Below are 25853 nucleotides of genomic sequence, written 5' to 3'. Positions count from 1 at the left end.
GGGGGGGCTGGGGCGGCGGGGGGGGGGGGCGCGGGGGGGGGGGGGCGGGGGGGGGGGTGGGGGGGTGGGGGGGGGGTGGGGGGGGGGGGCGGGGGGGCGGGGGGGGGGGGGGGGGTGGGGGGGCGGGGCGGGGGGGGGCGGGGGGGGCGGGGCGGGGGGGCGGGGCGGGGCCGCCGCACGCGGTCGGCGTTTGCGGACGGGACGGCCGCGCCGGGCCGTCCGGAGATGCGCGACCGGTCAGGCGGCCGGCTTCGCGGCGCCCGGAGTCGCGCGGGCGTGCGCGGGGGCGGCGGGGGGGCCGGCGTGTGGGGGGCCGCGGGCGGTGGGGCGGGGGGCGGGGGGGGGTGGGGGCGGGGGGGGCGGGGGGGGGGGGGGGGGCGGGGGGGGGGGGGACGGGGCGGGGGGGGGGGGGGCGGGGGGGCGGGGGGGGGGGCGGGGGGGGCGGGGGGGGGGCGGGGGGGGGGGGGGGGGGGGGGGGGGGGGCGCTGGGTGTGGAACGGGGTGGGGGGAGCGGCGTGGCGGGGGGCGGGGTGTGGGCGGGGGGCGGCGGCGAGCGGCAGGTTGGAGGGGGGGGGGAGGGCCAGGCCGGCACGGGCGATGAAGGCGCTGAGCGGCGGAGCGACAACGAAGAAGCCCGAGCGGGGGAGGTTCACGAGCGTCTCGGTGCGGGGGGTGTCGTGGACCGGCAGCAGGAAGAGCAGGATGCTCCCCCACCGCCCCCCCATCACCACCCCGCCCCCCCAGCCCGCCTCCGCCGCCCCCCTCCCGATCGGCCACCGCCCCCTGTCCCCGCCTTCCCACCTGCCCCCCCCCTCCCCCCCCCCCGCCCTGCACCCCGCCGCCCCCCCCCCATCCCCCGTGCCCGCCCCCCCCCCACCCCCCCCCCCGCCCGCCCCCCCCCCCCCCCCCGCCGCCGCCCCCCCCCCCCCCCCCCCCGCCCCCCCCTCCCCCTCCCCCCCCCCCCCGCCCCCCTCCCCCCCCCCCCCGCCCTCCCCCCCCCGCCCGTCCGCCACCCCCTCCCCCCCACCCGGTCGGGCCGCCCGGGCGGCCGCCACCCCCGGCCCGGCCGCCTGGGCGGCCCCGCCGCCCCACGCCGCGCAGAACTGGCCCGGCCGGGGCGCCCCAGGGCGCCGGCGGACGGGTTGGGGGGTGGGTCTGCAGCGGGGGGCGGCGCGGGGAACCGGGGGGGGGGGGCAGCGCGGGCGGGGTGGCTGGGGGGGGAGTGGGGGGGCGGGGGGTGGGAGGGGGTGGGGGGGGGGGGCGGCCGGGGGAGCGGGGGGGGGGGGTGGGGGTGGGGGGAGGGGGGGGGGGGGGGGGAGGGCGGGGGGGGGCGGGGGGGCGGGGTGGGGGGGGGGGGGGGGGGGGGGGGCGGGGAGGGCGGGGTGACTGGCGGGCGTGGCACCACGGGGCAGGCTGCCGGACAGGCGGGCGTCGTCGAAGTGGGGAGCCAACAGCCGGGTGGGGGCGGAGACGTGGGGGGGCGGGGAGGCGGTGAGGGTGTCGCCGTGCGGCTGGTGGTCGGGGGGGGGGGGTGCGGGCCCGGCGGTGCCGGGGGGGGGGATGGGGCGTGGGGGCCCTGCACCGGACCGACCGCGCGGCCGCCCTCGCGCGCACTTACCCGTAGCGTCGGGCACCTACCCCTACCCGCCGCGCCCACACCCCCCCCAGCGGCTGCCCGCCCCGCGCGCCCGCCGCCCTTTGCGCCCACCCGACACCGCACCACCGCCCGCCCCCCGGCCCCGTGCCCCCCCGCCCCCGCCCCCGCCCCCCCCTGCCCCCCCCCCCCCCCCGCCCCGCCCCCCCCCCCCCCCCCACCCACCCCCCCCCCCCCCCCGTCCCCCGCCTCCCCCCGCGCCACGCGCCCCCCCCCCCTCTCTCCCCTCCCCTTCCTGCTCACCCCCCTCCGACTCCACCACACCCTCCCCCCCAGCCCCCTTCCCCAGCCTCGCACACCACCACCCCCCACCGCGACGCCCCGCGACCACCCAGCACAGACCCACCACACCACAGGGGAAGAGTTGGAGGGAGAGAGAAGGGAGAGGAAGAGGAGAGAGGAGAGAGGAAGGAGTGAGAAAGAAAAGAAAAGAGAAGGTGAGAGAGAGAAGGAGAAGAGAAGGAGGAGGAAGGAAGGGAAGGAGAGAAAGAGGAAGAGGGAGAAAGAAGAGGATGAGGAGGAGAAAGAGACGGAGAAAAAAGAGAAAGAAAAAAGGAGTATCGGCGGAAGAGGAAGAGGTGTAGAAGAGAAAGGGAACGGACGGGGCAGGGGAGGGCGGTAACGGAGGAGAAGGAGGGGGAGACGGGGGAGAGGGGTACGGGGAAGAGGTAGAAAAGGAGGGAAACGAGGAAGAAGAAGAACAGAAGGGGGTTGAAGACCAGGGGGGAGCCGAAGAAGAGGATAAACACGGTGGCCAGAGCGTACCGGGACAAATACAGAAGAACGAAGGGGCCCAGGTGGTGAGCTCCTCGGCGGCGCCCGCCCGGCACGTGCCCGCCGCACCGAGCAGCCCCGTACGCCCGTCGCCGATCAGCCCCCGGGCCACCTTGCCGCCGGTTGTCGTCTTCCCCGCCCCCTTCACCCCGACCCCCACCCGTACCGCCGGGCCGGCACCTTCCCCCGTCGCCCGCCCCGACCGGCCCCCCGTCCGCTCCCGGACCCCCACCCGCCCCGCCGCGCCCCCCCCCCCCCCCCCCGCCCGCCCCCCCCCCCCCCGCCCCGCCCCCCCCCACCCCCCCCCGCCCCGCCCCCCCCGCCCACCCCCCGCCCCCCCCCCCCGCCCCGCCACCCAGCCCGGCTGTGCCGTCTCGCCGCGCCACGTACGCCGTGCACACCCCCCCCCGCCTCCCGCACCGCCCCCGCCGCGTCCCCGCCCCCCCCTCCCGGGGGGGGTGGGGGGGGGCGGGCCGGGGGGGGGTGGCGAGGGGGGTGGGGGGTGTGGGGGGGTGTGGGGAGTGGGAGGGGGGGGGGGGGGGCGTGCGCGCGGGGGGGGGGCGGGTGGGGGGTGGGGGGGGGGGGGGGGGTGGGGGGGGGGGAGGGGGGGGTGGGGGGGGGGGGGGGCGGGGAGGGGGGGGGGCGGGGGAGGGGGGGGGGGGGGGAGGGGGGCGGGGGGGGGGGGGGGGGCGGGGCGGGGCGGGCGCGGCGGGGTGGGGCGGGGGGGGGGCGGGCGGCGCGGGGGGGGGCGCCGGGGGGCTGGGCAGGCGGTAGGGCGCGAGGCGCGGGGCGGGCCGGACGGGGACGGAGGGACGGGTCGACGCCGCGGCCGGGCCACCGGCGGACCGGGCGCGCCAGGGGGTGGTACGGTGGGTTCGGGCGCTGTTCTGAGGCGCCAGGGCGGTCGCCGGGCCGGCGCCGCAGACTTACCCGGAACTTGTGGTGGATGCCGGCGCCGTCACCGGCCGGCACCTCGGCGCGGTGCTCGACGCGCTCCCCGCCGCCGTTGGGTTTGCCCTGGACGTCTCCAAGCCGGCGCTGCGCCGGGCCTCCCGGGCGCACCCCCGGCCCTCTCTCTTATACCCATCTCGTCGTCCCCGCCCCCTAAACAGATAACTTCCGCTGGTCCTGATACTGCTCCTGATCCCGACCCTCACTCTCTTGCCTGCTCGGATCGCCTTCACTCTTCTCCGCTTCCGACTCCCCCCACGACTGCCCACGCCGTCTACCCTTTCTATTGTCGCCCTGATGCTGCCTACTAACACGTCACGGCCTGTGTCACTCTTGACGACCTTCCCTTGTGGTGTGCGCAGGTTGTCGTGCAGATCCTCCGCGTTAGCGGTGGACGGGGCGTGAGGCGTGTGTGTTGGTCAGACGGAACATCGGTGATGCATGGTCGAGGGACGTCGGATGAGATTGTGTGTCGCGATGTACTGTAACCGGTAGACGTATGTAGCGCTGGGTTGTCCATGTTAGAGGTGGATAAGAGACAGGAGCCCAGGCCAGCCGGGCCGGGCCCGGGGCAACCGCCGCCGGTGCGGCGATCACCTCGGGCGCCGGCCGCATCCGGGAGTAGCGCTCGGCGTCGGTGCGAAGCCCGACTACGGCCAGCGCCAGACCCGGCCCGATCACCTTGCCCAGGGGGCCGAGCAGGCCGTCGACGTATCTACCAACGCTCGATGGTAGTGGTATGTGTGAGAAAGAGACAGTTGCCGAGTTGACACAAGCTCAGGGGTTTGCGGGGCAGTCCGAAGGGTCTAGAGACTAGGGAGATTTAATCCAGAACGAATGGTGACAAGATGAGGCTTGTTTACTTTCTCCAGTACACGTTGCAGCATACTTGGCCCTTTAAAATATTAGATGTGTATAAGGGCTAGGAACCTTACTGCCGCGGTTTTTGGCGTCGTCCGAGGTGGCCCAGCTGGCCGCCACGATGCTGCCGCCCGCCGCTTTCGAGTAGCAGATCACGATTACCGAGATCCGGATCCGTTCCACGTTGATGCCGGCCCGCCGGGCCGGCTCGCAGTTGCCTGCGACCGCGTAGACGGTGGTGTGGGGTGACGGGGGGTGGTGTGGAGATGGGGCGTGCTGGGGGCGCCGGGTGGGGGGGGGGGGGGGGGGTGAGGGGGGGGGGGGGGGGGGTGCGGGGGGGGGGGGGTGGGGGGGGGGGGGGGGGGTGGGGGGAGGGGGGGGGGGGGGGGGGGGCGGGGGGGGGGGGGGGGGCGGCGGGCGGGGGGGGGGGCGGGGGGGGGGGGGGGGGGGGGGGGGGTGTGGGGGGGGGGGGGGGGGGGGAAAGGAAGGGGAGGAAAGGGGGAGAGGGAGAGGGGGAGGGGGGGGGGCGCGGGGGGGGCGACGGAGAGGGACAAGAGAGAGGAGGGGGAGGGGTGCACCGGGGTGGAGAGGGTAGGATACGGTAGGAAAGGACCGACGGAGGCAGACAGGGTGATAAAGAAGAGAAAGAAGTCACACAGTCGACCGAAGAGGTGGGGCGTGGGGAGGGGGTGTGGGTGTGGGGGGCGCGTGGGGGGGGGGGGGCGGGGCGGGGGCGGGTGGGCGGATTGGGGGGGGGTGGGGGGTGTGGGGGGGGGGGGTGGGGGGGGGGGTGGGGGGGGGCGGGGGGGGGGGGCCGGGGGGGGGGGGCGGGGTGGGGGGGGGGGGGGGGGGGGGTGTGGGGGGGGGGGGGGGGGGGGGGGGTGGTGGCGAGTGTGCGTGTGTGGGAGAGGTTTTGCTGGGTGGGGCGGGGCGATGTTGGGGGTGGGGGGGGACGGCGGGGCGGGCTGGGTGGGCGTCGGGGTGGTCGGGCTGGTGCTGGTGCCGGCGGGCCGGGCCGGGCTGGTGAGGACCCGATACCGTGGGCGCGACCGGGGCGGGGCGCGCGTTGGGGCGGGGGGCGGCCCTGGGGGGCGGGGGGGCGAGGATCAGATGGCCGGCGCCCTGGGCGACGACGCCGAGCTCGGGGTTGGGTCGGGCGCTCGCCCTCCGCCCGGCCTTCCGGTTGCCGCCCGGCACGTTCGGCTGGCGCTGCACCACGATCGCGGCGCCGCCGGCCACCTCCGGGGCCGCCATCGCGGTCCCGGACCTTCTGATCCCGCCCCCCCCCGCCCCGCCCGCCCCCCCCCCCCGCCGCCGCCCCCCCCCCCCCCCCCGCCCGCCCCGCCCCCCCCCCCCTCCCCGCCCCCCCCCCCCCCCCTCCCCCCCCACCCCCCCCCCCCCCACCCCCGCCCGCCCGCCGACATGCCCCTCTGTGTCTCTGCCCTCTCTGCCGCTCCCCCCCCCCTCCTGCCCCCACGCCCCACGACCTCGCGCGCCCACCCGCCCCCCCCCAACTCCCCGCTCCCCAACCCGCAGACCAACGACCGCCCGCTTCCTGTTTCTGTTTCCTCCCTTCCACATTCTTACTTTTTCCTCTTCCTTTGCTCTTGTCTTGTTGTTACTGTTCCGGCGTCAACCGAGATCTACCACAGGTGTACCGTCGGCAGCGTCAGATGTTTATACGAGCCATGTTTCGGGGCGGCGAACCGGGCGATCACCAGCCCGACGGTGCCGACCGCGAACGAGATGCCGAGGAATCCCCGGGAGACCCCGACGTCGGCGAGGTAGCCGGCGATCGCGTCTCCCCCGGCGAGCCGCAGGCTGGCCGAGGTGACCCGGCGGTACTCGTCGGCCTGTCGCTTATACAAATGTAAGAAAAAAGAGAAGACAGTAGGGAAAAGAAAAGTAAATAAGAGAACAAAAGGAGAAAGAGAAAGAGAACAGGGGCTATTATGGATGATGGCTGCTGTTGTTGATTCTCTCGTGTCTATCACATGTACTGATATTAGATGGGTATAGGAGACAGCGCCAGGTTCGGCGACGACCTGCCCTCCTACGCCGCCGCCGGCCGGCAGTCGCGCCTCCCGGACGGCGGCGGCGTAGGCGGGCAGGTCGTCGCCGAACCTGGCGTCCCAACTGGCGGCACGGACCCCGAAGAAGGCACGGGACTCGCCGACGTACCCGCGCCGGGCTCATATACACATCGGACGATGTCGTCAGTGCACCTTCTCTCAATCTACCCGGTCTGCCGCATAGTCCAATAGCAACAGCACTCAAACCACACGAGCACCCTCACAAACCATCAACACGCTCCTCCATACCCCATCCGGCACGGCGGGTGGACGCGTGCGTGGCTGGTATGACGGCGGCCGTCGTGTCGCGTGAGCGCGGGCGGGGCCGGCAGGGGGGCTGGCGTGGCGCGGCTGGCGGGGGCGCGGTCTGGCGGTGCGCGGCGTGGGGGGGGGGGGGGGGGGCGCGGGGGGGGGGGTGGGGGGTGGGGGGGGGCGGGGGGGGCGGGGGGGGGGGGGGGGGGGGGGCGCGGGGGGGGAGACGCGGTGGGGGAGTGGGTCGGGGACGGGTGGGAGGGAGTGAGGAGGGTTGACGGGAAGCGGTCCGGCTGGGCCGGGGCGAACGGGGCCGCCGGTCCGACCGGCGACCTGGAATAGCCGGACTAGGCGGGTTATGCGGCGGCGGCCGAGGTGGGTACCGAGGCAGGCGGGGTGAGTCGGTTCGTCAACCGGATCCAGGGGCGGGCGCGGCGCTGGGTCTGCCGGAGAAGCCGCGCCGGGCGCTCCGCGTCCGGGCGCTCCAGGCCGGCTCTGCGGACCACCCTCCGGCACACATCGGGCAGCCGTCGGACTGGCTGGTCCTCAACGGCCGTGCGGTGGTGGAACGCCTCTCCCGCAACTATCTCCCCCACCGCCTGGCCCCGCAACCGGCCGCCCAGTAGACCGATCACCAACCAGCCCCGCCCCCCCCCACCCGCCCCCCCCGCCCCCCCCCGCCCCCCCCCCCCCCCCTCCCACCCCCCCCCCCCCCCCCGCCCCCCACCCCCCCCCGCCCATCACGCCCCCCAGACGCCGCTCTCCACCCCCTGCGCGCACCACCCCCCGCGGCCCGGTCCACCCCCCCCCACGTCCGCCATCCCGCCCCATCCCCCGAGACCCTGCCCATGCCCTCCCCACACGCACCGAGAGCGACTCCCCCAGCGGCTGGGGGGGGCGGGGTGCGGGGGGGGGGCGGCGGCGGGGGGGGGGGGGGTGGGGGGGGGTGGGGGGGGGGGTGGAGGGGGGGGGGGGGGGGGGCGTGGGGGGGGGGGGGGGGGGGGGGGGGGCGGAGGGGGGGGGGGGGGGGGGGGGGAGGGTGGGGGGGGGGGGGGCGGGGGGGGGGGGGGTGCGGGGGGGGGGCGGGGGGGGGGGGGGGGGGGCGGGGGCGGCGGGGGCGGCGGGCGGGGGGGGGGCGGGGGCGGGGTCGGGCGGGCGGCCGCGCGGGTGGTGGTCGCCCCGGCGACGGCCGACCTGCGGGCCAGGGCAGCGCACGGTCGCGCCGGCGACCTGCTCGCCAAGACCCTGCTGACCGCGCGTTGGCCGGTGGTGCTCGCCCCGGCGATGCACAGCGAGATGTGGGAGCATCCGGCCACCGTGCAGAACGCGCGGGGGCGCCCCGGCCGTCCTCCTCCCCCCCCCCTTCCGCCTCCCCAGCCCCGTCACCTCCACCCCCGGCCACCGCCCGTAGCCGCCCTGGCCGCCCGCCATCCCACCGACGTCAGCCCCCCCCCCGGCCGCCGTCCCCTGGCCCCAGCCGGTCCCCACTCACTCCCCCACCGCTGCCTGGGCGGCGGCCCCCACCTGCGTCCTGCCCCCGCCCGCCCCCCCCCCCGCCGCCGCCCCCCCCCCCCCCCCCCCCGCCCCCCCCCGCCCCGCCCGCCCCCCCCCCCCCCCACCCCCCCCGCCCCCCCCCCCCCACCCCCACCCCGCCCCCCCCCCCCCCCACCCCCGCCCCCCCCCCGCCCCCCGGCCCCCCCCCCCCTCCTCGCCATCCCCCCGAACCACGCCCTGCCTCCCGCACCGCCACCAGCCCGCACACCCACCCCCTCGACGCTGCGGTTGGCGTTGGCGGCGATCGGCACCGCCGAGGTCGCTGGCAAGGAGAAGCGGGAACTCTCCGATCCCGAGGGGCTGGCTGTGCTGACCAAGGAAGTCAAGAATCGCCGGGAGGCTGCCGCCGTCTTCGGCGACGCCGGGCGGGCCGAGCAGGCGGAGCGGGTGCGGGCCGAGGGTGGGGTGCTCGACCCGGCTCTTATACACATCTAACAGGCCATCGCCTGGCATTCCGCTACACCTCATTGCTACCCCAGCGGTCAACCTTACAGCAATTTGCATACTCGCACGATTCTCAAAACCCTATCTCAACTACACGTCTTAAGCTTCCACATATCCACTCTTACTAGCTATCGTATGTACAATCAACCTAGAGTTAATCATCCGATGTACTTGTGTTCTTGTGTGTCTCTTACTACAGATTATCATGTGATGTCTGTGTACGGATATGACTACTAGTTTTTTGTTTCTTCTATTTCATTGTAATTTCTATTAGATGTGTATAAGAGACCTCTTGTGGACAGCGCGCTCGCCCTGGCGATCATCCTGTTGCTCGCCGCGCTGCCGTGGCGGCCCGGTGCCGGGCCGGCGTTCTACGTCGAGCACGGCCGACTCGGCCGCCGGCTCGCCGGTCCCCGCTGACGGATCGGCCGGTCACCGATAACAGGATCGGCCAGTAACGGGCTCGGCCCGCCCCGGGATCGGCTCGTCCCGCGGTCAGTGGCAGTTCACCCACCGCGTACGCCGCCACCCTGGCCTCGCGCCTGACCAACCCCACCGATCTCCCCTCCCTGCCGGCCCTCCCGGTCAGCCCCTCCAGCCCCACCTCGCCGGCCGCGCTGTCCACCGCCCCCGTCCGCCCGTCCCCGAAGACCCCCGAGGGCCGGTACCCCACCTCCCAGGCGGCCGCGCCTCCCCGCCCCCCGCCCCCCGCCCACGCCCCCCGCCCCCCCCCCCCCCGCCCCCCCCCCCCACCCCGCCCCCCCCCCCGCCCGCCCCCCCCCCCCTCCCCGCCCCCCGCCCCCCCCACCCCCCCCCCCCCCCCACCCCCCCCCCCACCCCCCCCCCACCCCCCCCCACCCCCCCCCCCGCCCCCCCCCCCCTCCCCCCCACCCCCCCCCCCCCCACACACCCCATCCGTCTCCCCCCACCTCCGCCCCCCCCTGCGCCACCGCCCTCCGCGGGGGTGGTGGGGGGGGGGGGGGGGGGGTGGGGTGGGGGGGGGGGGGGGGGGGGGGGGGCGGGGGGGCGGCGGGGGGGGGGGGGGCGGGCGCGGGGGTGCGGGGGGGGGCCGGGCTGGGGCGCGGTTGCCGGGAGGGGGGCGCCGACGCCGTGCCCGGGGCCGCGGCGGCCGGGCGGGCGGCGGGGACGGAGGGGTGCGGGGCGGGGGCGCCGCAGTCGCTACCGCGGCTGGGCGGGGGGGGCGAGGAGGGCCGGGTGGACTGGCGGCAGGCGCTGGCCGTATGCGAGGAGCGCCGCGCGCCGGAGGAGGCGGCCGTGCGCCGAGAGCGGCGGGAGGAAGGGCCCGGCGGAGCGGGGTGGGAGTCAGCGCAGTTGGCTGAGGAACTGCCGGGCAGGGCCGGGGAGGAGCTCCGGGGTCGCCAGCGCGAGGAAGTGCCCGCGCGGGGGGGGGGGAGGAGGGGGGGGGGGGGGGGGGGGGGGTGGGGGGGGGAGGGGGAGGAGGGGTAGAGGAGGGACTGGAGGTGGTGCGGGGAGAGGGGGGGGGCGAGGGAGGAGAGGGTGGAGTCGCGGAGGGCGAAGAGAAGGAGCAGGGGCAGGGGAAACGGAGGGGCGGGGTGGGCGGGACGGAAGGGGGAAAGAGCAGCGGGGGCGGGGCGGAGCAGGAGGAGAGTGCGACGGAAGGGGAAAAGAGAGGCGGGGGGGCCGAGGTGGAAGCGGAGCGGGGGGGGAAGAACGGACAGGCTGGTGAGGGGGCAGAGGAGTCGACGACGATGGTTGGGGGCGAGACAGGTGGGGAAAGGGGTGTAGTGGAAGAGGAGCGGAAGACGGAGCTAGTCGGGGCGGAGCAACGCGGGCCGGAAAGCGGCATGCGTCGACAGTCGAGGGGCCCACCCAGCCCGCCTCCCCGCGTTCGCCTACCTCCCTCCCCCGCCCGAGCTGACCCCCCGCCACCCCTCCAACCCCCCCGCCGCACCCGCACCTGCCGGCCCACCCGACCCCGCGCAGCGCTACCCCGCCCCACCCCGCCGTCCACTGCTCACGCTCCCCCCCCCCCCCATCTCCTCCTCCCTCCTCGACACCGCGCGCCTCCCACCCCCCCCCCCCCCCCTCCCCTCCCCCCCCCCCCCCCCACCCCCCCCCCCCACACCCCCCACCCCCCCCCCCCCGCCCCCCGCCCGCCCCTCGCCCCCGCCCCGCCCGCCCGCCCCCCACCACTCGCAGCCCGCCGGGCCCCCGCACCCCGACCGCGGGCCGCCCGCACCAACGTCCACCCTGAGGCTCTCGCCAGGCGGCGCGCCCCCCCGCCGCCCACCCGCCCCCGCACGACCGCGTGTCGCTTGTGGGGTGATGGATGGGCGTTTCTTGGGAATAGGGCGGTAAGAGGTAGCTCGAAGCGGGGGCGCGGTGCAAGGTACAGGGGTGTGAAAGAAGCGGGTGTGGGCGGGGACATGGTTAAGACGAGGGGGAGGTCGCACAGTTAGAGGGTGTTTGTTGTGTGGAGATGTGTATAGTGGACAGGGTCCGGGAGGTGTACGAGGAGCAGATCCGGTCGCTGGCGGATGTCGGCGTCGAGATCCTGCGGATCGCGACGTGCATAGACGCGGTGAAGGCGGCGGCGTGCAGCGCAGCCGCACGGGGGGACCCGCCGGATCAGCCGCTCTGGAGGATGGCAGGGCGAGTGGAACTGAGGGGGCGGCGCGGCAGTCGGCGGAGGGCGGGGCGGCTCGGGCGCGGGGTGGGGGGGTGGGGTGTGGGAAGGGGGGTGGGGGGGGGCTGGGGTGCTGTGGGTCTGTGTGCGGGTGGGGGCGGGGCGCGGCGGGCCGCGGGGGGAGGGGGGGCGGGACGTGTGCGGGCGGAGTGGGAGGGGCGGGTGGGGGGGGGGGTGGGGAGGGGGGGGGGGGGGGGGGGGGGGATGGGGGGGGGGGGGGGGGGGGTAGGGGTGGGGGGGGGGGGGGGGGGGCGAGGGGGGGAAGGGGGGAGGAAGGAAAGGAGGGGGTGGGGTAGGGAGGAAACAAGAAGAGAAAGAGGGAGGAAATCGGAGCGGAAGCGCGGGCGAAGGGCGCCGACACGCGGGGGTCGATCGGCGGATAAAAGTCAAACCACACACGGAAGGTCGCAGACGTAGGAGCGTCGCTGGGGATGAAGGAGGTGATGGTGCAGGAGAACGGGGTCGACGCCCCCCGCCCCGTCCTCCCCGTCCGCCCGCCCCACCCCCCCCCCCTCCCCGCCGCGTCCCGCCCCCCCCCCCAAGCCATCCAGTCGCCCCGCCCCGCCCCCCCGCTCCCCTCCCCGCACCTCCGCCCCCCTCTCGCCGCGCCGGCCCACGCCCTCGCTGACGCCCGCCCCCCGTCCCGCCCCCCCCCCCGCGCCAGCCCGCCCCCCGCCCCCGCCCCGCCCCCCCCCCCCACCCCCCCACCCCCCCCCCCCACACCCCCCCCCCCCCCCCCCCCCCCTCCCACCCCCCCCCCCCCCCCCCCCACCCACACCCCCACCCCCCCCCCCCCACCCCCCCTCCCCCGCCACCCCAGCGGCTTCACCCCCCCCTGCCTACCCCACAACCTCGTACACCCGCCTGCAGCAATCACGCCCTTGGTCACGACCCCACCCACACAACCCACCTTCAGGGGGAGGTGGGGGGGGGTGTGCGTGGGCGGGGGGCGGGGGGGGCGGGTGGGGAGGGGCGGGGGGGGGGTGGGGAGGGGTGGGCGGGTGGGGGGGGGGGGGGGCGGGGGCGGTGGGGGGGGGGGGGGGGGGGGGGGGTGGGTGCGGGGGGGGGGGGGGGGCGGCGGGGGGGGGGTGGGGGGGGGGGGGGGGGGGGGGGGGGGGGGGGCGGGGGCGGCGGGGGCGGGGGGGGGCGGGGGGTGGGGGGGGGGGGGCGGCGGGGCGGTGGTCGGGGGGTGCGCCGGGGGAGCGCGCGGGTCGGGGATGACCGGATGCCGCACCCCCGCGTTGCCGTCCGGGTCGACACCGGGGGGGTGGCAGCCGAGGACCAGCGGCAGGCGGTCGGCGGCGAGCCCGGCCCCGCGCAGCGACCAGGTGTCGTGATGGTTCAGCGGGCGGGCCCGGACTGTGTGTTGTCGGGGGTGGTGGTGGCTGTCGGGTTGCGTCTGGGGGTGGCGCGGGCGGGTGGGGGCGCTGCGTGGCGGGGGGATGGTGGTGGCGGGTTGGCGGGGCGGGTGGCGGGGGTGGGGTGGGGGGGGGGGGGGGCGGGGAGGGGGGGGGGGGGGGTGGGGGGGGAGGGGGTGGGGGGGGGGGGGGAGGGGGGGGGGGGGGGCGGCGGGGGGGGGGTCGGGCGCGGGGGACGCGCGACGGCGGGCGCGGTGGGCGGGGGCGGCAGCGGGGGGGCGGGGGGGGGGGGCGGGGCGGGCCGGGGGGGGGGGGTGGGGGGTCGGCTGGGGCGGCGGGGCGTGGGGGGGGTCGTCGGACAGCAGGCGGCGGACGAGGGCGGCGGGCGCGGGGAGGACCGGCCGACGGGGAGCGAGCGGGTGGGCCGGCGAGTCGGGCCGGAGTAGGGGCGTCTACGCGGGCATGCTTGGCGCCATCCCCATCGGTGACTCGTTTCCACGCCTGTGGCCGCGCCCCGGCGCCGACGGCCCCCGCCCGTGCGCCGCCCACTGCGATGGCGGTCGCCTGGCACCGGGCGTCCGTCACCATGTAGCCGATCCGGCGCTTCTCGCGCAACGCACGGAACTTCTCGTCGATGCCGCTCGCCTCGTCGGCGGTGACCCACCGCTACCGCCGCCCCCGCCCCCCCCCCCGCCCGCCGCCCCCCCGCCCCCCCCCCCCCCCCCCCCCCCCCCCCCCCCGCCCCCCCCCCCGCCGCCGCCCCCGCCCCCCCCCCCCCCGCCCCGCCCCCCCCCCCCCCCCCCGCTCCCCCACCCGCCCCCCCCCCCCCCCCCCCCCCCCCGCTCCCCCCCGCGCCGCCGGGCGCCCCCGCCCCCGTCCCCCCCCCCCCCCCCCCAGGTGCTCGCGGGGCCTGTGCGGGGGTGCGTGTGCGTGGGCGGGGGGCGGCGGCGGCGTCGCGCGGGGCTGGGTGGGTGGCGGCCGGGCGCGGCGGGGGGGGGGGTGGCGGGCGGGGGGGCGGGGGCGGGGGGGGGGGTGGCGGGGGGGGCGGGGGGGGGGGGGAGGGGGGCGGGGGGGGGGGGGGCGGGGGCGGGGGCGGGGGGGGGGCGGCGGGGGCGGCGGGGGCGGCGGGGGCGGCGGGGGGGGGCGGGCCAGGGGGTGCAGGAGGGGGGGCGGGACGTGCTCGGCCGGTGGGGTGCGGAGCAGCGTGGCGCGCAGGACCGGCCGCCGGTCGAGGTCGAAGGGGCGGGGGATGTCCGCGTGTACGGGTGTCCGCAGGTGCGCCTCGGGACGGGCGGGGGCGACGGCGACGGTCAGCGGGTCGTGCGGGGCCGGCCGGACGACCTGACGCCCCCCCCCCCCCCGCCCCACCCGCCCCCCGCTTCGCCCCCCCCACCTCCCCCACCCCCCCCCCCCCCCTGCCCCCGCCCTCCCGTCCGCCACCATCCCCCCATCCCCCCTCCTACCCCCTCCCCCCCCCGCCCGCCTGCCCCGCATCCCCCCTCCTCCGCCCCCGCCCACCACCCCCCCCTCTGCCTGCCGCCCCCCCCTCCGCTTCCTCCTCTCACCCCCCCGCGCTGCCCCCCCCTCCCCCCCCTCCCCCCCCTCCCCCCCCCCCCGCCCCCCCTCCCCCCCCCCCCGCCCCCCCCCCCCCCCCCCCCCCCCCCCCCTTCCCCCCCCCCCCCCCCCCCACCCCCCCCCGCCCCCCCCCGCCCACCCCTCCCCCCCCCCCCCCCTTTCCCCTCCTGCCTCCTCTCCTCCCCCCCCCGTCCCCCCCCGTCCCCGTCTCCTCCCTCCTCCGGCAAAGTGCGGCCCGCCCGGCCGGTGCCGGGTCCGCTCTCCGCCCGGTCGGCGGCCGGATGTCCGTACCTGTCTCCTCTACACAACTTCTGACGCGTCAGATGTGTTGAAGCGACAGTGTAGTTCTTGGGTGCCCGTCATGTCTGGGCCGGCCAGGCCGCCGCCGTCGGCCTGTTGCCGTCTGCGCTCTGCCTGACCGAAGACGCGTACGGGCATGACAGCGCCGAGGTGGACCGTGTTTGGTCGGGGGCGGTGTGGGGGATGGTGGCGGCGGGGGCGGGGGCGTGGCCGCGGGGGGGCGGGGGGGCGGTGGGGGGGGTGCGGGCGGGGTGCGGGGGGGCGAGGGGGAGGGGGCGGGGGCAGGGAGGGGGGAGGGCGGGGTGGGGGGGGGGGGGGGGGGGGGGGGCGGTGGGGGGGGGGGGGGGGGCGGGGGGGGGGTGGGGGGGGGGGAGGGGGCGGGGGGGGGGGGGGGGGGGGGGGCGGGGGGGGCGGGGGGGGGGAGGGCGGGGAGGGCGGGGGGGGGGGGGGGGCGGGCGGGGGCGGGGGGCGGGGGGGGGGGGGGGGGGGGGGGGGGGGGGGGGGGAGGGGGCGGTCGGGGTGCCCGCGCGAGGGGGGGACGTGCCGGGCGAGGAAGCCCGCCGGGGGGCCGAAGGCGGGCAGCCCGACGGCGGCGGGGGGGACGGTGGGCAGCCACCACACCATCCCGCAGCGCCCCCCCAGCGCCGCCTTGCTCGACCACCCCGCCGCCGACCCCCCGACCCACGACCCCGCCCCGCCGCCCCCCCCCCTGCCGCCCGCCCCCCCCCCCGCCCCCGCCGCCCCCGCCCCCGCCCCCCCGCCCCCCCCCCCCCCCCCCCCGCCCCCCCCCCCCCCCTCCCCCCCCCCCGCCCCCCCCGCCCGCCCCCCCCCCCGCCCCCCCCCCCCCACCCCCCCCCCCCCCCCGCCCTCCCCCCCCCCGCCCCCCCCCCCCCCGCCCGCCCCCCCCGCCCCCACCCCCCCCCGCCCCCCCCCCCGCCCCCCACCCCCCCCCCCCCGCCCCCCACCCCCCCCCCCCCCGCCCCGCCCACCCCCCCCCCCACCGCTGCGCCCCCCCCCCCCCGCCCCCGCCACCCCCCCGCCCTCCCCCCCCCACCCCCCCCCCTGACATGCACTGGCGAGGTAATCACTATTTTCATTTGTGTTAGGTGCGGCAGCACTGACGCCGAGTTCAACCTGCTCTATCAACTTAGCGGCGACAGCAGAGATCTCCACAGGCAGTGTCGTCGGCAGCGGTCGAGGTGTATAAGAGACAGGCGCGGGACTCGCGGCGTAGGCGCGGGACTCGCGCGGCGAGTGGTCAGGACTCGCGCAGCGAGCGGCCGGTCTTGGTGAGGAACACGTCGTCGAGGCTGGGCCGGTGCAGCTCGATCGAGCTGCACCGGCCCAGCCTCGACGACGTGTTCCTCACCCTTATACACATATTAAAAAAACAACTAAACCAGCTATAGACCGACAACAAGAAACACAACAATAGGACTCCCACAAAGGGGTAAGAGTATTAGTGCCTTCGACTACATGTATTCCACCTTCATCGCGTATCCTCAGGTCGCCGCCTCTCTCGTTGAACTCTTCGATTTTCTGTTCTCGCCGACGCTCGTGCTGGGCGCCGACGAGCGCCACCTGCGTAGCCAGGAACTGGTCACCTCGCTCAACCAGCAGCTCGCCGCCCGCCACCTCCTGCCCCATGCCCTGCTCCTGTCTCTTATACACATCTCTAAAGAAAAACGTTAACGGTTCTCGCCATACGTCCCGACCCACCAACACTGACTTCCTTCTACATATTAGGCAGCAACCACCCTCACCTGTACACTGCCCTCCACCCACCCTCACTCCTACATCAATAACACCATTAGCACTCCACTAACCGACACTACACCAATAAAATGGACTCACAACACATCAAACCCGCAGTTCTACCCCCTGCGGGCCCGAACCTTCCCCCCCCAGCGAGGCGTCCATCCTTCCTACCGCGTCTTCCTCGCCGAGTTCCGGTCCCGTGTCGCCGCCGAGCTGCTCGCCGCCTTGGCCCCCCAGCTCCGCCCCCTCCCCCCGCACGCCCCCCCTCCCCCCCTACACCGCCACCCCCCCCCCCCCCCCCACCGCCCCCCCGCCCCCCCCCCCCCCCCCCCCCCCCCCCCCGCCGCCGCCCCCGCCGCCCCCGCCGCCCCCCCCCCCCCCCCCCACCGCCCCCCTCCCCCCCACCCCCCCCCCCCCCCCACCCCCGCCGGTCCGCCTCGCCCAACCGCTCCATTCCCCCCCCGGCGACGCCGCCCCCGGCCGCACCCGCCGCCCAGCCCCCCCACACCGCGCCCCTCGGCGCCCACGCCCCGCTAGGCCGCCCCGGCCCACCCCGCCCCACCCTCGCTTGCTGCAGTGTGCTCTGGTGTATGTATGCAGTCGGCGAAGCGCGGTACGTACACCTGTGTATGCAGCGCCAGCGGGAGTGCGGTATAAGCGACAATAAGGACGATGCGGCCAAGTAGTGTAATAAGCAGCAAATACAGAAACCAATGCACATAATAAAGACCGAGGACTCTATGTTTTTAAGGTGTGTATAAGAGACGGGCCTGGTGGCGGAACCGGGCCAGTTCCAGGCTGAACCAGTCCTTGCCGCAGTCGGCGTAGGGCAGGAACAGCGGCGCGACCGGGTGGGAGTGGTGGCCGATGATGTCCAGCAGGAGGCTGAGGGACAGGATGGAGAACATCCGGTTCGCCAACTCGTCGAACGACATGTCGCCGCCGGCGCGCAAGTCGCCCTCCCGCCGGTGCTCGTGCGCCCGTCTGGCCGGTGTGTTGCTGGTGTCGTGGGCGGTGACGTCGTTCCGGGCCTCGATGTCATAGTATGTGTTAGGTGTGTATAAGCGACAGCTGTCGGGGTGTGTGTGCCCCGTGGGGTGGATCTGCCGGTGGTGGTGCTCGCGGTGTGGTGGGCGGGTGGGGTGTATGTGCCGTTGGACCCGTCGTTGCCGGCCGCGCGGTTGGCGGAGATGGCGGGTGCGGCGGGTGTTTCGGCGCCTGGCGCTTATACACATCTGACGCTGGCGACGATGCTGCCGGCGTAGGGATCGTCGGTGGCCGCAGCGATAGACACAAGAACCTCCTCCATGTCGCTCCTCGCCTACTCCGCCCAGCAGCACTGCTAGCGACAGCACCACCCAGCATCAGACAACGCCGGAGCAGCGTGGGGCGGTAGTGGTGGCGGGGGGCGTGGGGGTGTCGGGGGGCGGGGGGGGGACGGGGGGGGGGGGGGGGGGGGGGGGGGGGGAGTGGGGGGGGGGGGGGGGGTGGGGGTGGGCGGGGGGGGGGGGGGGGGTGGGGGGGGCGGGGGGGGGGGGGGCGGGGGTGGGGGGGGGGGGGGGGGGGGTGTGGGGGGGGGGGGGGGGGGGGGGGGTGGGGGGGGGGGGGGGGGGGGCGGGGGGGGGGGTGTAGGGGGGGCAGGGCGGGGGGGCGGGGGGCGGGGGGGGGCGGGGGGGGGGGGGGGGGGCGGGGCGGGGGCGGGGGGGCGGGGGGCGGGGGGGGGGAGGGGCGGGGGGGGCAGGAGGGCGGGACGGGGGAGGGGGCGGGCAGGCAAGGTAGGAGTCGCGGTTAGGACAGGCGGCGGCGGCGGCGGGGATGCTGCCGGCAGCCACTGCCCGGGTTGCGCCGCGCCGTGCCTCCCCGGCTACCCCCCCGGCTCGGCCGCCGGCTCGCCCCGGCCACTCCCGCCGGCCCCCGCCCCCCGCCCGGCCCTCCCCCCCCGTCCCCCCACCCCCCTCCCACCCCCCCCCCCGCCACGCCCCACCCCCCCCCGCCGTCCACCCGCCGCTCCCCCCCCCCCTTCCCCCTCCCCCCGCCCCACCCCCCCCCCCCCCCGCCCCCCCCCCCCCCGCCCCCCCCCCCCCCCGCCCCCCCCCCCCCCCCCCCCCCCGCGCCCCCCCCCCCCCCCCCCCCCACCCTCCCCCCCCCCCCCCCCCCCTCGCCCCCCCCCCCCCCCCCCTCCCCCCCCCTCCCCCCCCCCCGCTCCCCCCCCCCCCCCCCCCCTCCCTCCCCCCCCCCCCCCACCCCCTCCCCTCATCCCCCCCCTCCCCCCCCCCCGCCCCCCCCCTCCGCCCCACCCCCCCCCCGCCCCCCTACGCCCCCCCCCCGCCCGCCCTGCACCCCCCCACGCCCCCCCGCCCGCCCCCCCACCGCCCCCCCCCACACCCCCCAGCGCCCCCCGCCCACCCCCCCCCCCACACCCCCACCCCCCCCACGCCCCCCCGCCACACGCGCCTCGCCCCCCCACCCAGCCCGCTGCCCCACCCCACCACGCGCGCCCCCCACCCCCCCCCCCCCCACCCACCCCCCCCCCCCCCCCCCCCCCCCCCCACCAACACCACCCCCCCCCCCCCCACCCCACCCCCCCCCCGCCCCCCTCCCCCCCCGCCCCCACCCCCCCCGCCCGCCTCGGCGCCGACCCCGCGCGGGCCGGCCCACCCACCACCGCGCCACCACAGCGACCCCCGCGCCGCACCGCGCCGCCCAGCAGCCGACGCGCAGGCCAACCGCGCGCCAGCACAGCGTATCCTGGGGCGGCGCCCGGCCCCCCCCTGCCCCTCTCCCGCCACCCCCCCGGCGCACTCGACCTCCCGATCCCCCACCCCCGCACTGCCCCGGCCGCCCCCACCGGCGCCCGCCCCGCGCCCGCCACGACACCCCGCCTCCCCTACCCACCTGCCGCCGCCGACGCCCCCCCCTCTCTCCACCCCCCCGCCCCCCCCACCACCCACACCCCCCCACACCCCCCCCCCCCCCCGCCCGCCCCCCCCCCACCCCCCCCCCCCGCCCCCCCCCCCCGCCCCCCCACCCCCCCCCCCCCCCACCCCGCCCCCCCGCCCCCCCCCGCCCACCCCTCCCCCCCTCCCTGGCCCCCCAACCCACCCCGCCCCCACCCCACGCCACCCCTCTGCTCCCGGCACCTTCCCACCCCACCCCTCACCCTCGCCGCGCTCACACGTGATCCTCGTTGCACCCCCCCTTCTCACGACCTCCATGCCATCGCCCGCCTCTTCCGTCGCACCCTCAGCGACTCTTGCCCTGGTGCCCTCTTATACGCCTTCATCGCTGCCCCCCCCTGCGCCCCCCTAACCGCCGAGGTCCTCCACCGCGTCTACGCCGTCCGCTTCGAGGAGTGGGCCCCCTGCGTCCGCCAGGCCGTCCCCCGAGTCTTAGATTTGTATCAGAGACAGGCTCCGGGGCCCGGCCAGCCTGGTCGCCGCCGGGCGCCGCGTTGAGATCTACCTGGGCCCCCGTCCGGGCCACGGTCCCCGCCTCCCGTTCGGCGAGCCTCATCGTCACCCCCTCTGGCATTTCCGGTACCGGCATCCCTCTCGGCGCGGCCGGTGCCCCCGGCGATCCGCTCCCCGCCGTGCTCGCCCCGTTCCACCACACTCCGCTCGTCTTCTCTGTCGCTCTTCTCGCGGCCCGCCCTCTCCTCTCTTCCCGTCCGTTCACCCCCTCCCTCCATCTTGCCCTCTGCCGCAACCTTCTTCTCCCGTTCCTGCCGTTCGCTCGCCACACCTACCCCCACGCGCTCCCCCTCCCCCCCCCCCCCCTCCCTCCCCCCCCCCCCCCCCCCCCCCCAACCCCCCCCCCCCCCCCCCCCACCCCGCCCCCCCCCCCCCGCCCCGCCGCCCCCCCCCCCCCCCCCCCCCCCCGCCGCCCCAGCCCCCCCCCCCCCACCCCCCCCCCCGCCCGCCACCCCCCCCCGCCCCGGCCCCAGCCCTCCACCGCACCTCTCCCCACCCCCCGCCCCCGCCCGCCTCGCCACCGTCCGCCACCACCGCCGCGCGCCCGCCCCCCCCCCTCCGCCCCGCCCCGCCACCCGCGCTGCGAGACCCCCCCGCGAGCCGGTCAACCGGCCCCAGGCGGACGGTTTCGCCGCGCACCAGGTGCTGGCCCTGCACGCTCTGGCCCGGTTCGGCCGGGCCGACATCGAGGCCCGCGAGCCGACCGTCACCGCCCGGCGGCGTACGGTGCCCCCGCCGCTGACCGCGCTGAGCGCGGCCGTGGACGGCCCCCTGCCCGCGCCGCTCGCCCGGCCCCCCCCCGCCCCGCCCGCCCCCCCCCCCACCCCCCACCCCCCCCCCCCCCCCCCCCACCCCCCACCCCCCCCCCCCCACCCCGCCCCCCACCCCCCCCCCCCCCACCCCACCCCCCCCCCCCCCCACACCCCCCACCCCCCCCCCCCCCCCCCCGACCCCCCCCACCCCCCAGGCCCAACACACCACCGACCACCCCCGCCCCTGCGCTCCCCCCACGCCTACCCACACCAGCAACCCGCCCCCCACGCCGGCACGCACACGCTCGTGCCGCTGCCCGTCCATGTCCGCCCTGCCGGCGAGGCCCCGGTCCCCCCCGTTGCCGTCGTTGTCGCCCCATGACCCTCCCTTCCCCCGCTCCGGCTCCTACTTTACCGTTCCCCGGCCCGCTCCTGTCTTCCCCTCGCACCTGCTCACTCACTCCCCCCCGTCCACCCCGTACCCGCTCTATTTGCCGTTCCCCTCCCCCCCCCCTCCCCCCCCCTCCCCCCCCCCCCCGCCCCCCCTCCCCCCCCCCCCCGCCCCCCCCCCCCTCCCCCCCCGCCCCCACCCCCCCCGCCCCCCCGCCCCCCCCCCCCACCCCGCCCCGCCCCCTTCCGGCCACCCCGCCCCCCCCCCACCCGTCGCCCGGCCCCCACGCACCTACGCCCCCGCCCCGCCAGCCCCCCACCGCCCGGCCCAGCACCGCCCCGCCCCACCCACACCCCCCGCCCCCCACAGCCCCGGCGAGGGGCGGCGCGGGGCGGGGGGGCGGGGGAGGGGCGGGGCGGCGGAGGGGGCGCGGCGGCCGAAGGGGGCGGGGGGTGAGGCGGGGGGGGCGGGGGGGGGGGGAGGGGGGGTGGGGGGGGAGGGGGTGGGGGGGGGGGGGGCGGGGGGGGGGTGGGGGGGGGAGGGTGGGGGGGGGGGGGGGGGGGGGGGGGAGGTGGGGGGGGGGGGGGGGGGGGGGGGCGGGGAGGGGGGGGGGCGGGGGGGGGGGGGGGAGGGGGGGTGGGGGGGGGGGGGGGGGGGGCGGGGGGGGGGGGGGGGAGGTGGGGGGGGGGGGGGGCGGGGGCGCGGGCGCGGGGGGCGCCGCAGGGGCGGGGGGAAAGGGATGGTGGGGGCCGACGGGGGGGCGGGCCAGGGGAGGGGCGGCGAGTGCGGCGGAGGCGGTCGGCCGGGGCGAGGGGACAGGGGCGGGGGGGAGGGGCTGTCCCCTTCCACGCGGTGGCCGATATGCGCGTTAGTGGCCGGTCGTGGGCGCCCACTGTAGCATTGTCCCACATCAGCCAGTGTAGTTTCAGTGACGCGCACACCAGCGAGACCTACACAAGGAGTAGCGTCGGCAGCGTCAGATTTGTATACGAGACAGGTTCCCGGTGGAGGCCGCCGGTCGGCCGCGACGGATCGTGGTGGCGCTGATTCCACCGGTACGCCGATAGCGGCGCCAACCCGGTCGGCACACCCTCGGTCCGTCCCGCCGAATGCGTATCGGCGGGACGGACCGAGGGCGGGCTCTTATACACATCTAAAACAACACAAGCAGCGTCATGGACGTCCACATACGTGTGAGACTAATCGACCGAAACCACCTGCAACCGAACAAACAGCATCACTACCGACAGCTCTCCGTCCGCTCCTCCCTCCCTCTTTACGCCCTCCCCGCGGTTTCCCCTCTCCTCCGTTCCCTCTTTCCCTCCCTCCCCGTTCCCGTTTCTTCCCCCCCCGTGGTCTCCCCCCTCTCTCTTCTTCCCCTCTTACCCTTCCCTCCCTCCCCCTTTTCTTCCTCCCTCTCCCCCCCCCCCCCTTCCCCCCCCCCCCCCCCCCCCCCCCCTCCCTCGCCCCCCCCCCCCCCCCCCTCCCCCCCTCCCCCCCCCCCCCCTCCCCCTCCCCCTCCCCCCCCCCCTCCCCTTTCCCTTCTCTCCTCCCTCTCCTTCCCTCCTCCTCCCCCTTCCCTCTTTTCCTCCTCTCCTTTCTCTCCCTTTCCTCCCCTCCCCCTCCCCTCCTCCACCTCCCTTTCCCCCCCGCCTTTCCTCCCTCCCCCCTCCTTCCCTTCCTCCTCCCCCCCCCCTCCCCTCCCCCTCCTCCTCTCCCCCCCCGTCCTCCCGCGTCTCCCCCCCCCCTCCCCCTTCCCCTCCCCCCTCCCTCCCCCTTCCCCCCCCCGTCCTCCCTCCCCCCTCCTCCCCTCTCCCCCCTCCCTCTCTCCCTCTCTCTCCCCCCTTCTCTTCTTTCTCTCTCTTTTCTCCTTCTCTCTCCTCCTTCTCTCCTCCTTTTTTCCTCCTCCCCCCTCCCCCCCCCCCTCCTCCCCCCCCCCCCCCCTTCCCCCCCCCCCCCCCCCCCTCCCTCCCCCCCCCCCCCCCCCGCCCCTCCCCCCCCCCCCCCCCACCCCTACCCCCCCCCCCCCCCCCCCTCCCTCCCCCCCCTCTCTTCCCTCTTCCTCTCTCTCTCTCTCCCCCCCCCCCCTCCCCTCCCTCTCCCTCTCTCCTCTCCCTCCCCTTCCCCCTTCCCCTTCCTTTCTCCCCGCCCTCTTCCCCCCCTCTCCTTCCCCCCCTCGTGGCGGGAGTGGAGGGGAGGTGGGGCAGGCCGTGTCGGCGGGGGAGTGGTGTTCGGGGTCCGGTGTGGTTGTGCCGGACAGCGTGGGTGGGCGTGGTGCGCTGTGGCGGCCTGGTGGAAGTGGGCGGGACGGGCTGGGGCGCGGCTGTGGGCGGGGGGGGACGGGGTGTGGGTTGGTCGGGTGTGGGCCGGGGGGGGGGGGGGGGGGGGGGGTCGGGGGGGGGGAGGGGGGGGGGGGCGGGGGCGGGGGCGGGGGGGAGGGGGGGGGGGGTGGGGGGGGGGGGGGGGGGGGGGGGGAGGGCGCGGGCGGGGGTGAGAGCGACGGCGAGGTCAGCCTGGCGGAGCGCGTCGCGGCGAAGACGGCGGGGACGGGCGACCAGGGGAGCAAGGCCGCCGGGGACCAGGGGGCCGGGGCGGGGCAGGTGGGGCAGGGCATCGGGCAGGGGGCGGCCGGGCAGGACGTGGGTGGCGGCGGGTGCGTGGTGGGTGGGGGCGGCACAGGCGGCGGCAAGCTCTGCCGGGGGGGTTTGGGTGGCGGGCGACGGCGGGGCGGGCCGGCGGGGGGGGCGGGAGGGGCGGAGGGGGAGTCCGGACGGGGAGGGGGGCCGGGCGGGGCGGGGGGGGGGGTGGGGGGGGGCGGGGCGGGGGGGGGGGTGGGGCGGGGGGGGTGGGGGGGGGGGGGTGGGGCGGGGCGGGGCCGGGGGGGCGGGGGGGGGGGGGGGGGGGGCGGGGAGGGGGGGGGGGGGGGGGGTGTGGGGGGGGGTGGAGGTGGGGGACGGGGCCGGGGGGGCGGGGGGGCCGCGAGGCGACCGGCGGGGCGGGATGGCGGAGGGGCTGGGCAGGGGCCGGCGGTAGGTGGAGGCGAGAGGGGTGGCGAGCGGGGCGGGCGGCGGGAGGGGGCTGCTGAACCGGGACCGGGCGGGCGCGGCGTGTGGCTGAGCCTCGTGTCTGTTTTTTGGATGTGTATAAGAGCCAGCTCCCGGTCACCGCAGTACCACCGAGCGGGTCAGGTTGCGTGGCACGTCGGGGTCGAGGCCGTGGTGAGCGGCGGCCTCGACCGCGAAACGCTGCGCCACCACCAGGTCGGCGAACGTGTCGCGTCCGGTGTTCACGAACGTGGCGCCGGTCCGGCCGATCTGCTCGGCGAGGCCGGCGGGCGGATCCCCGAACATCCACACCGCACGGCGGGGTGCGGCGATCGCGATCCGTCCGTGCCGGTCCACGATTGCGGAGTCGGACGCGGTCACCGAGCCGGTCCATTCGCGGCCATTGAGGGTCGCCGCGTGAACCAAGCCCCACTGAAACCGACACGCCAGCACCGGTATCACGTACCATCCGCCGAGGTCTACCTCGAGCGCGAGAACCAGCCGCTCACCACTCCACCCAGCCCCGTGACGAAGTAGTTCCCCCCCGGCCCGGACCGTCGCCTCTAGCCGGTGGTCCGGGCCCGGCTCGCCCGTCACGCGACTCCTCCATCGCCCGCAGCCCGTCCCCGCCCGCTCCGCTCGGCCTGCCCCGCCTCGCCCCGCCCCCCCCCCCCCCCCCCCCCCCCCCCCCGCCCCCCCGGCCCCCGCCCCCGCCCCCCCCCCCCTCCCCCCCCCGCCCCCCCCCCCCCCCCCCCGCTCCCCCCGCCCCACCCCCCCCCCCACCCGCCCCGCCCCCCCGCCCCCCACCGCCCCCGACCCCGCGCACGCCCCCCTCGCCCCCACCCCCCCGCCGCACGCCGCCGTCACCCCTCGCCGGCCCCCCCGGCCGCCCCACCCGCCACACGTGCCCGACCCCTCCCCCCCACGCCACCCGCCCAACCGTCGGTGCAGCGGGACGGAGGCTGGGGCGGCGGGTGCTCGCGGCTGGTGGGGTGTGAGAGGGTTCGCGCGGGCGGGAGGGGGGGGGCGGTGGCTCTGGGTGGGGGGGGGGACGGGGGGGGGGGGGGGGTGGTGTGGGGGGCGGGGGTGGGGGGGGGGCGGGGGGGGGGGGGGGGGGAGGGGGGGCGGGGGGGGGGCGGGGGGGGGGTGGGGGGGGTGGGGGGGGGGGGGGGGGGGGGGGGGCGGGGGGGGGAGGGGGGGGGCGGGGGCGGGCGGGGGGGGGGGGGGGGCCGGCGGGTCGTACGGCGGGAGGTTGGGGCGGGCGGTCAGCGGGTGCTGCGGGAGGCGGGCCACCACCCGGTGCACGACGATGCCGGCGGCGGGGTGGTGGGCGGCGACCGGGGCCGGGCAGAGGTGGGCGAACTCGGCCGGCTCGACCACGACGGTGCGGTGGGAGGGGAGCGGCACCGAGGACGGCCGGAGCCGAGACGGGGGGTGGGCGAGGTACGGCCGCGACGAAGGGGCGAGGGGGGTGGCGGGGTGAGAGAGGCGCGGGTCGAGGCGGAGCGCCGGCAGCGGCACCACCGGGGCAGCGAGGAGGGGCGGGCGGAGCAGGTCCAGTGGGTCCTGCGGGGTGGGGATCGGGGGGCCGGGCGGGACGCAGGGGGGGAGACGAGCGGGGAGCGGGGGGGGAGGAACAGAGGGGCATAGGGGGGCGTCGAGCGGCGTCCCGGCGGGCGACCGTGGGCGCTGGCAGGCGGGTGGGTGGGGTTGGGCGGTGCGGACGTCGGGGGGGACGAGTGTCGGCGAGAGGGACTGGGGGGCAGGGACAGGCGGCTAGTCTCCTGGGTCTGGGGGGTGGAGCCTGGCCGGGGGCTGCTAGGCGGTGCGGCAGCGGGCGTGGGGGAGGCCGCCGTGGAGGGGCTCCGGGCTGGCGGGGAGGCGGGGGGGGTGGGGCGGAGGGGCGGGCGGGGGAGGGGGGGGCGGGGGGAGGCGGGGGGGGTGGGGGGGGCGGGGTGGAGGGGGCCGGGGACCC

The 25853-nt window shown here is 79.0% G+C and carries 6 protein-coding genes and 7 pseudogenes; 7 read left to right on the top strand and 6 right to left on the bottom strand.

The window, feature by feature from the left end; genetic code table 11:
• Window positions 1-2018: 2018 nt before the first annotated feature.
• Window positions 2019-2276 (top strand): hypothetical protein, encoded by a 258-nt coding sequence (locus tag C6W10_RS38265; protein ID WP_199853815.1) that lies wholly within the window; start codon window positions 2019-2021, stop codon window positions 2274-2276.
• Between the two features lie 177 nt (window positions 2277-2453).
• On the opposite strand, the pseudogene C6W10_RS39870 reads toward C6W10_RS38265, so the two are convergent.
• Window positions 2454-2576 (bottom strand): annotated as a pseudogene (locus C6W10_RS39870) (signal recognition particle-docking protein FtsY); the annotation flags it as partial.
• Between the two features lie 761 nt (window positions 2577-3337).
• Between C6W10_RS39870 and C6W10_RS36990 the strand changes: the two are divergent.
• Window positions 3338-3496 (top strand): annotated as a pseudogene (locus C6W10_RS36990) (23S rRNA methyltransferase); the annotation flags it as partial.
• A 405-nt stretch (window positions 3497-3901) separates the two neighbouring features.
• Here C6W10_RS36990 and C6W10_RS36985 read toward each other — a convergent pair.
• The 3 pseudogenes from C6W10_RS36985 to C6W10_RS36965 all read right to left on the bottom strand — a co-directional run.
• Window positions 3902-4120, bottom strand: a pseudogene (locus C6W10_RS36985) (glycosyltransferase family 1 protein); the annotation flags it as partial.
• A gap of 186 nt (window positions 4121-4306) precedes the next feature.
• A pseudogene (locus tag C6W10_RS38250) lies at window positions 4307-4474 on the bottom strand (ABC transporter permease); the annotation flags it as partial.
• A gap of 1457 nt (window positions 4475-5931) precedes the next feature.
• A pseudogene (locus C6W10_RS36965) lies at window positions 5932-6093 on the bottom strand (sugar transferase); the annotation flags it as partial.
• 1629 nt (window positions 6094-7722) lie between these two features.
• On the opposite strand from C6W10_RS36965, the pseudogene C6W10_RS39160 reads away from it, so the two are divergent.
• From C6W10_RS39160 to C6W10_RS36890, 4 genes and pseudogenes are all read left to right on the top strand, one after another.
• Window positions 7723-7890, top strand: a pseudogene (locus C6W10_RS39160) (flavoprotein); the annotation flags it as partial.
• A 438-nt stretch (window positions 7891-8328) separates the two neighbouring features.
• A pseudogene (locus C6W10_RS38240) lies at window positions 8329-8532 on the top strand (GatB/YqeY domain-containing protein); the annotation flags it as partial.
• A gap of 324 nt (window positions 8533-8856) precedes the next feature.
• Window positions 8857-8982, top strand: a complete 126-nt coding sequence (locus C6W10_RS39375; protein ID WP_255419738.1) for a hypothetical protein — start codon at window positions 8857-8859, stop codon at window positions 8980-8982.
• Between the two features lie 6957 nt (window positions 8983-15939).
• On the top strand, window positions 15940-16155 hold the full coding sequence (locus C6W10_RS36890; RefSeq protein ID WP_107263514.1) for a hypothetical protein: 216 nt from the start codon (window positions 15940-15942) through the stop codon (window positions 16153-16155).
• 812 nt (window positions 16156-16967) lie between these two features.
• On the opposite strand, the gene C6W10_RS36880 is transcribed toward C6W10_RS36890, so the two are convergent.
• Window positions 16968-17174: a hypothetical protein gene (locus tag C6W10_RS36880; protein ID WP_159104901.1), complete on the bottom strand. Its 207-nt coding sequence runs from the start codon at window positions 17172-17174 to the stop codon at window positions 16968-16970.
• Window positions 17175-17300: 126 nt separating this feature from the next.
• Here C6W10_RS36880 and C6W10_RS36875 point away from each other — a divergent pair, with 126 nt between their 5' ends.
• Window positions 17301-17486, top strand: a complete 186-nt coding sequence (locus tag C6W10_RS36875) for an AMP-binding protein (protein ID WP_107263512.1) — start codon at window positions 17301-17303, stop codon at window positions 17484-17486.
• Window positions 17487-23995: 6509 nt separating this feature from the next.
• Here the strand turns inward: C6W10_RS36875 and C6W10_RS37770 are convergent.
• Window positions 23996-24340: a hypothetical protein gene (locus C6W10_RS37770; RefSeq protein WP_159104900.1), complete on the bottom strand. Its 345-nt coding sequence runs from the start codon at window positions 24338-24340 to the stop codon at window positions 23996-23998.
• Window positions 24341-25853 lie beyond the last annotated feature (1513 nt).

It is taken from the genome of Plantactinospora sp. BB1 (assembly GCF_003030385.1).
Lineage (GTDB): Bacteria > Actinomycetota > Actinomycetes > Mycobacteriales > Micromonosporaceae > Plantactinospora.
This window is presented reverse-complemented; position numbering and strand designations above follow the sequence as displayed.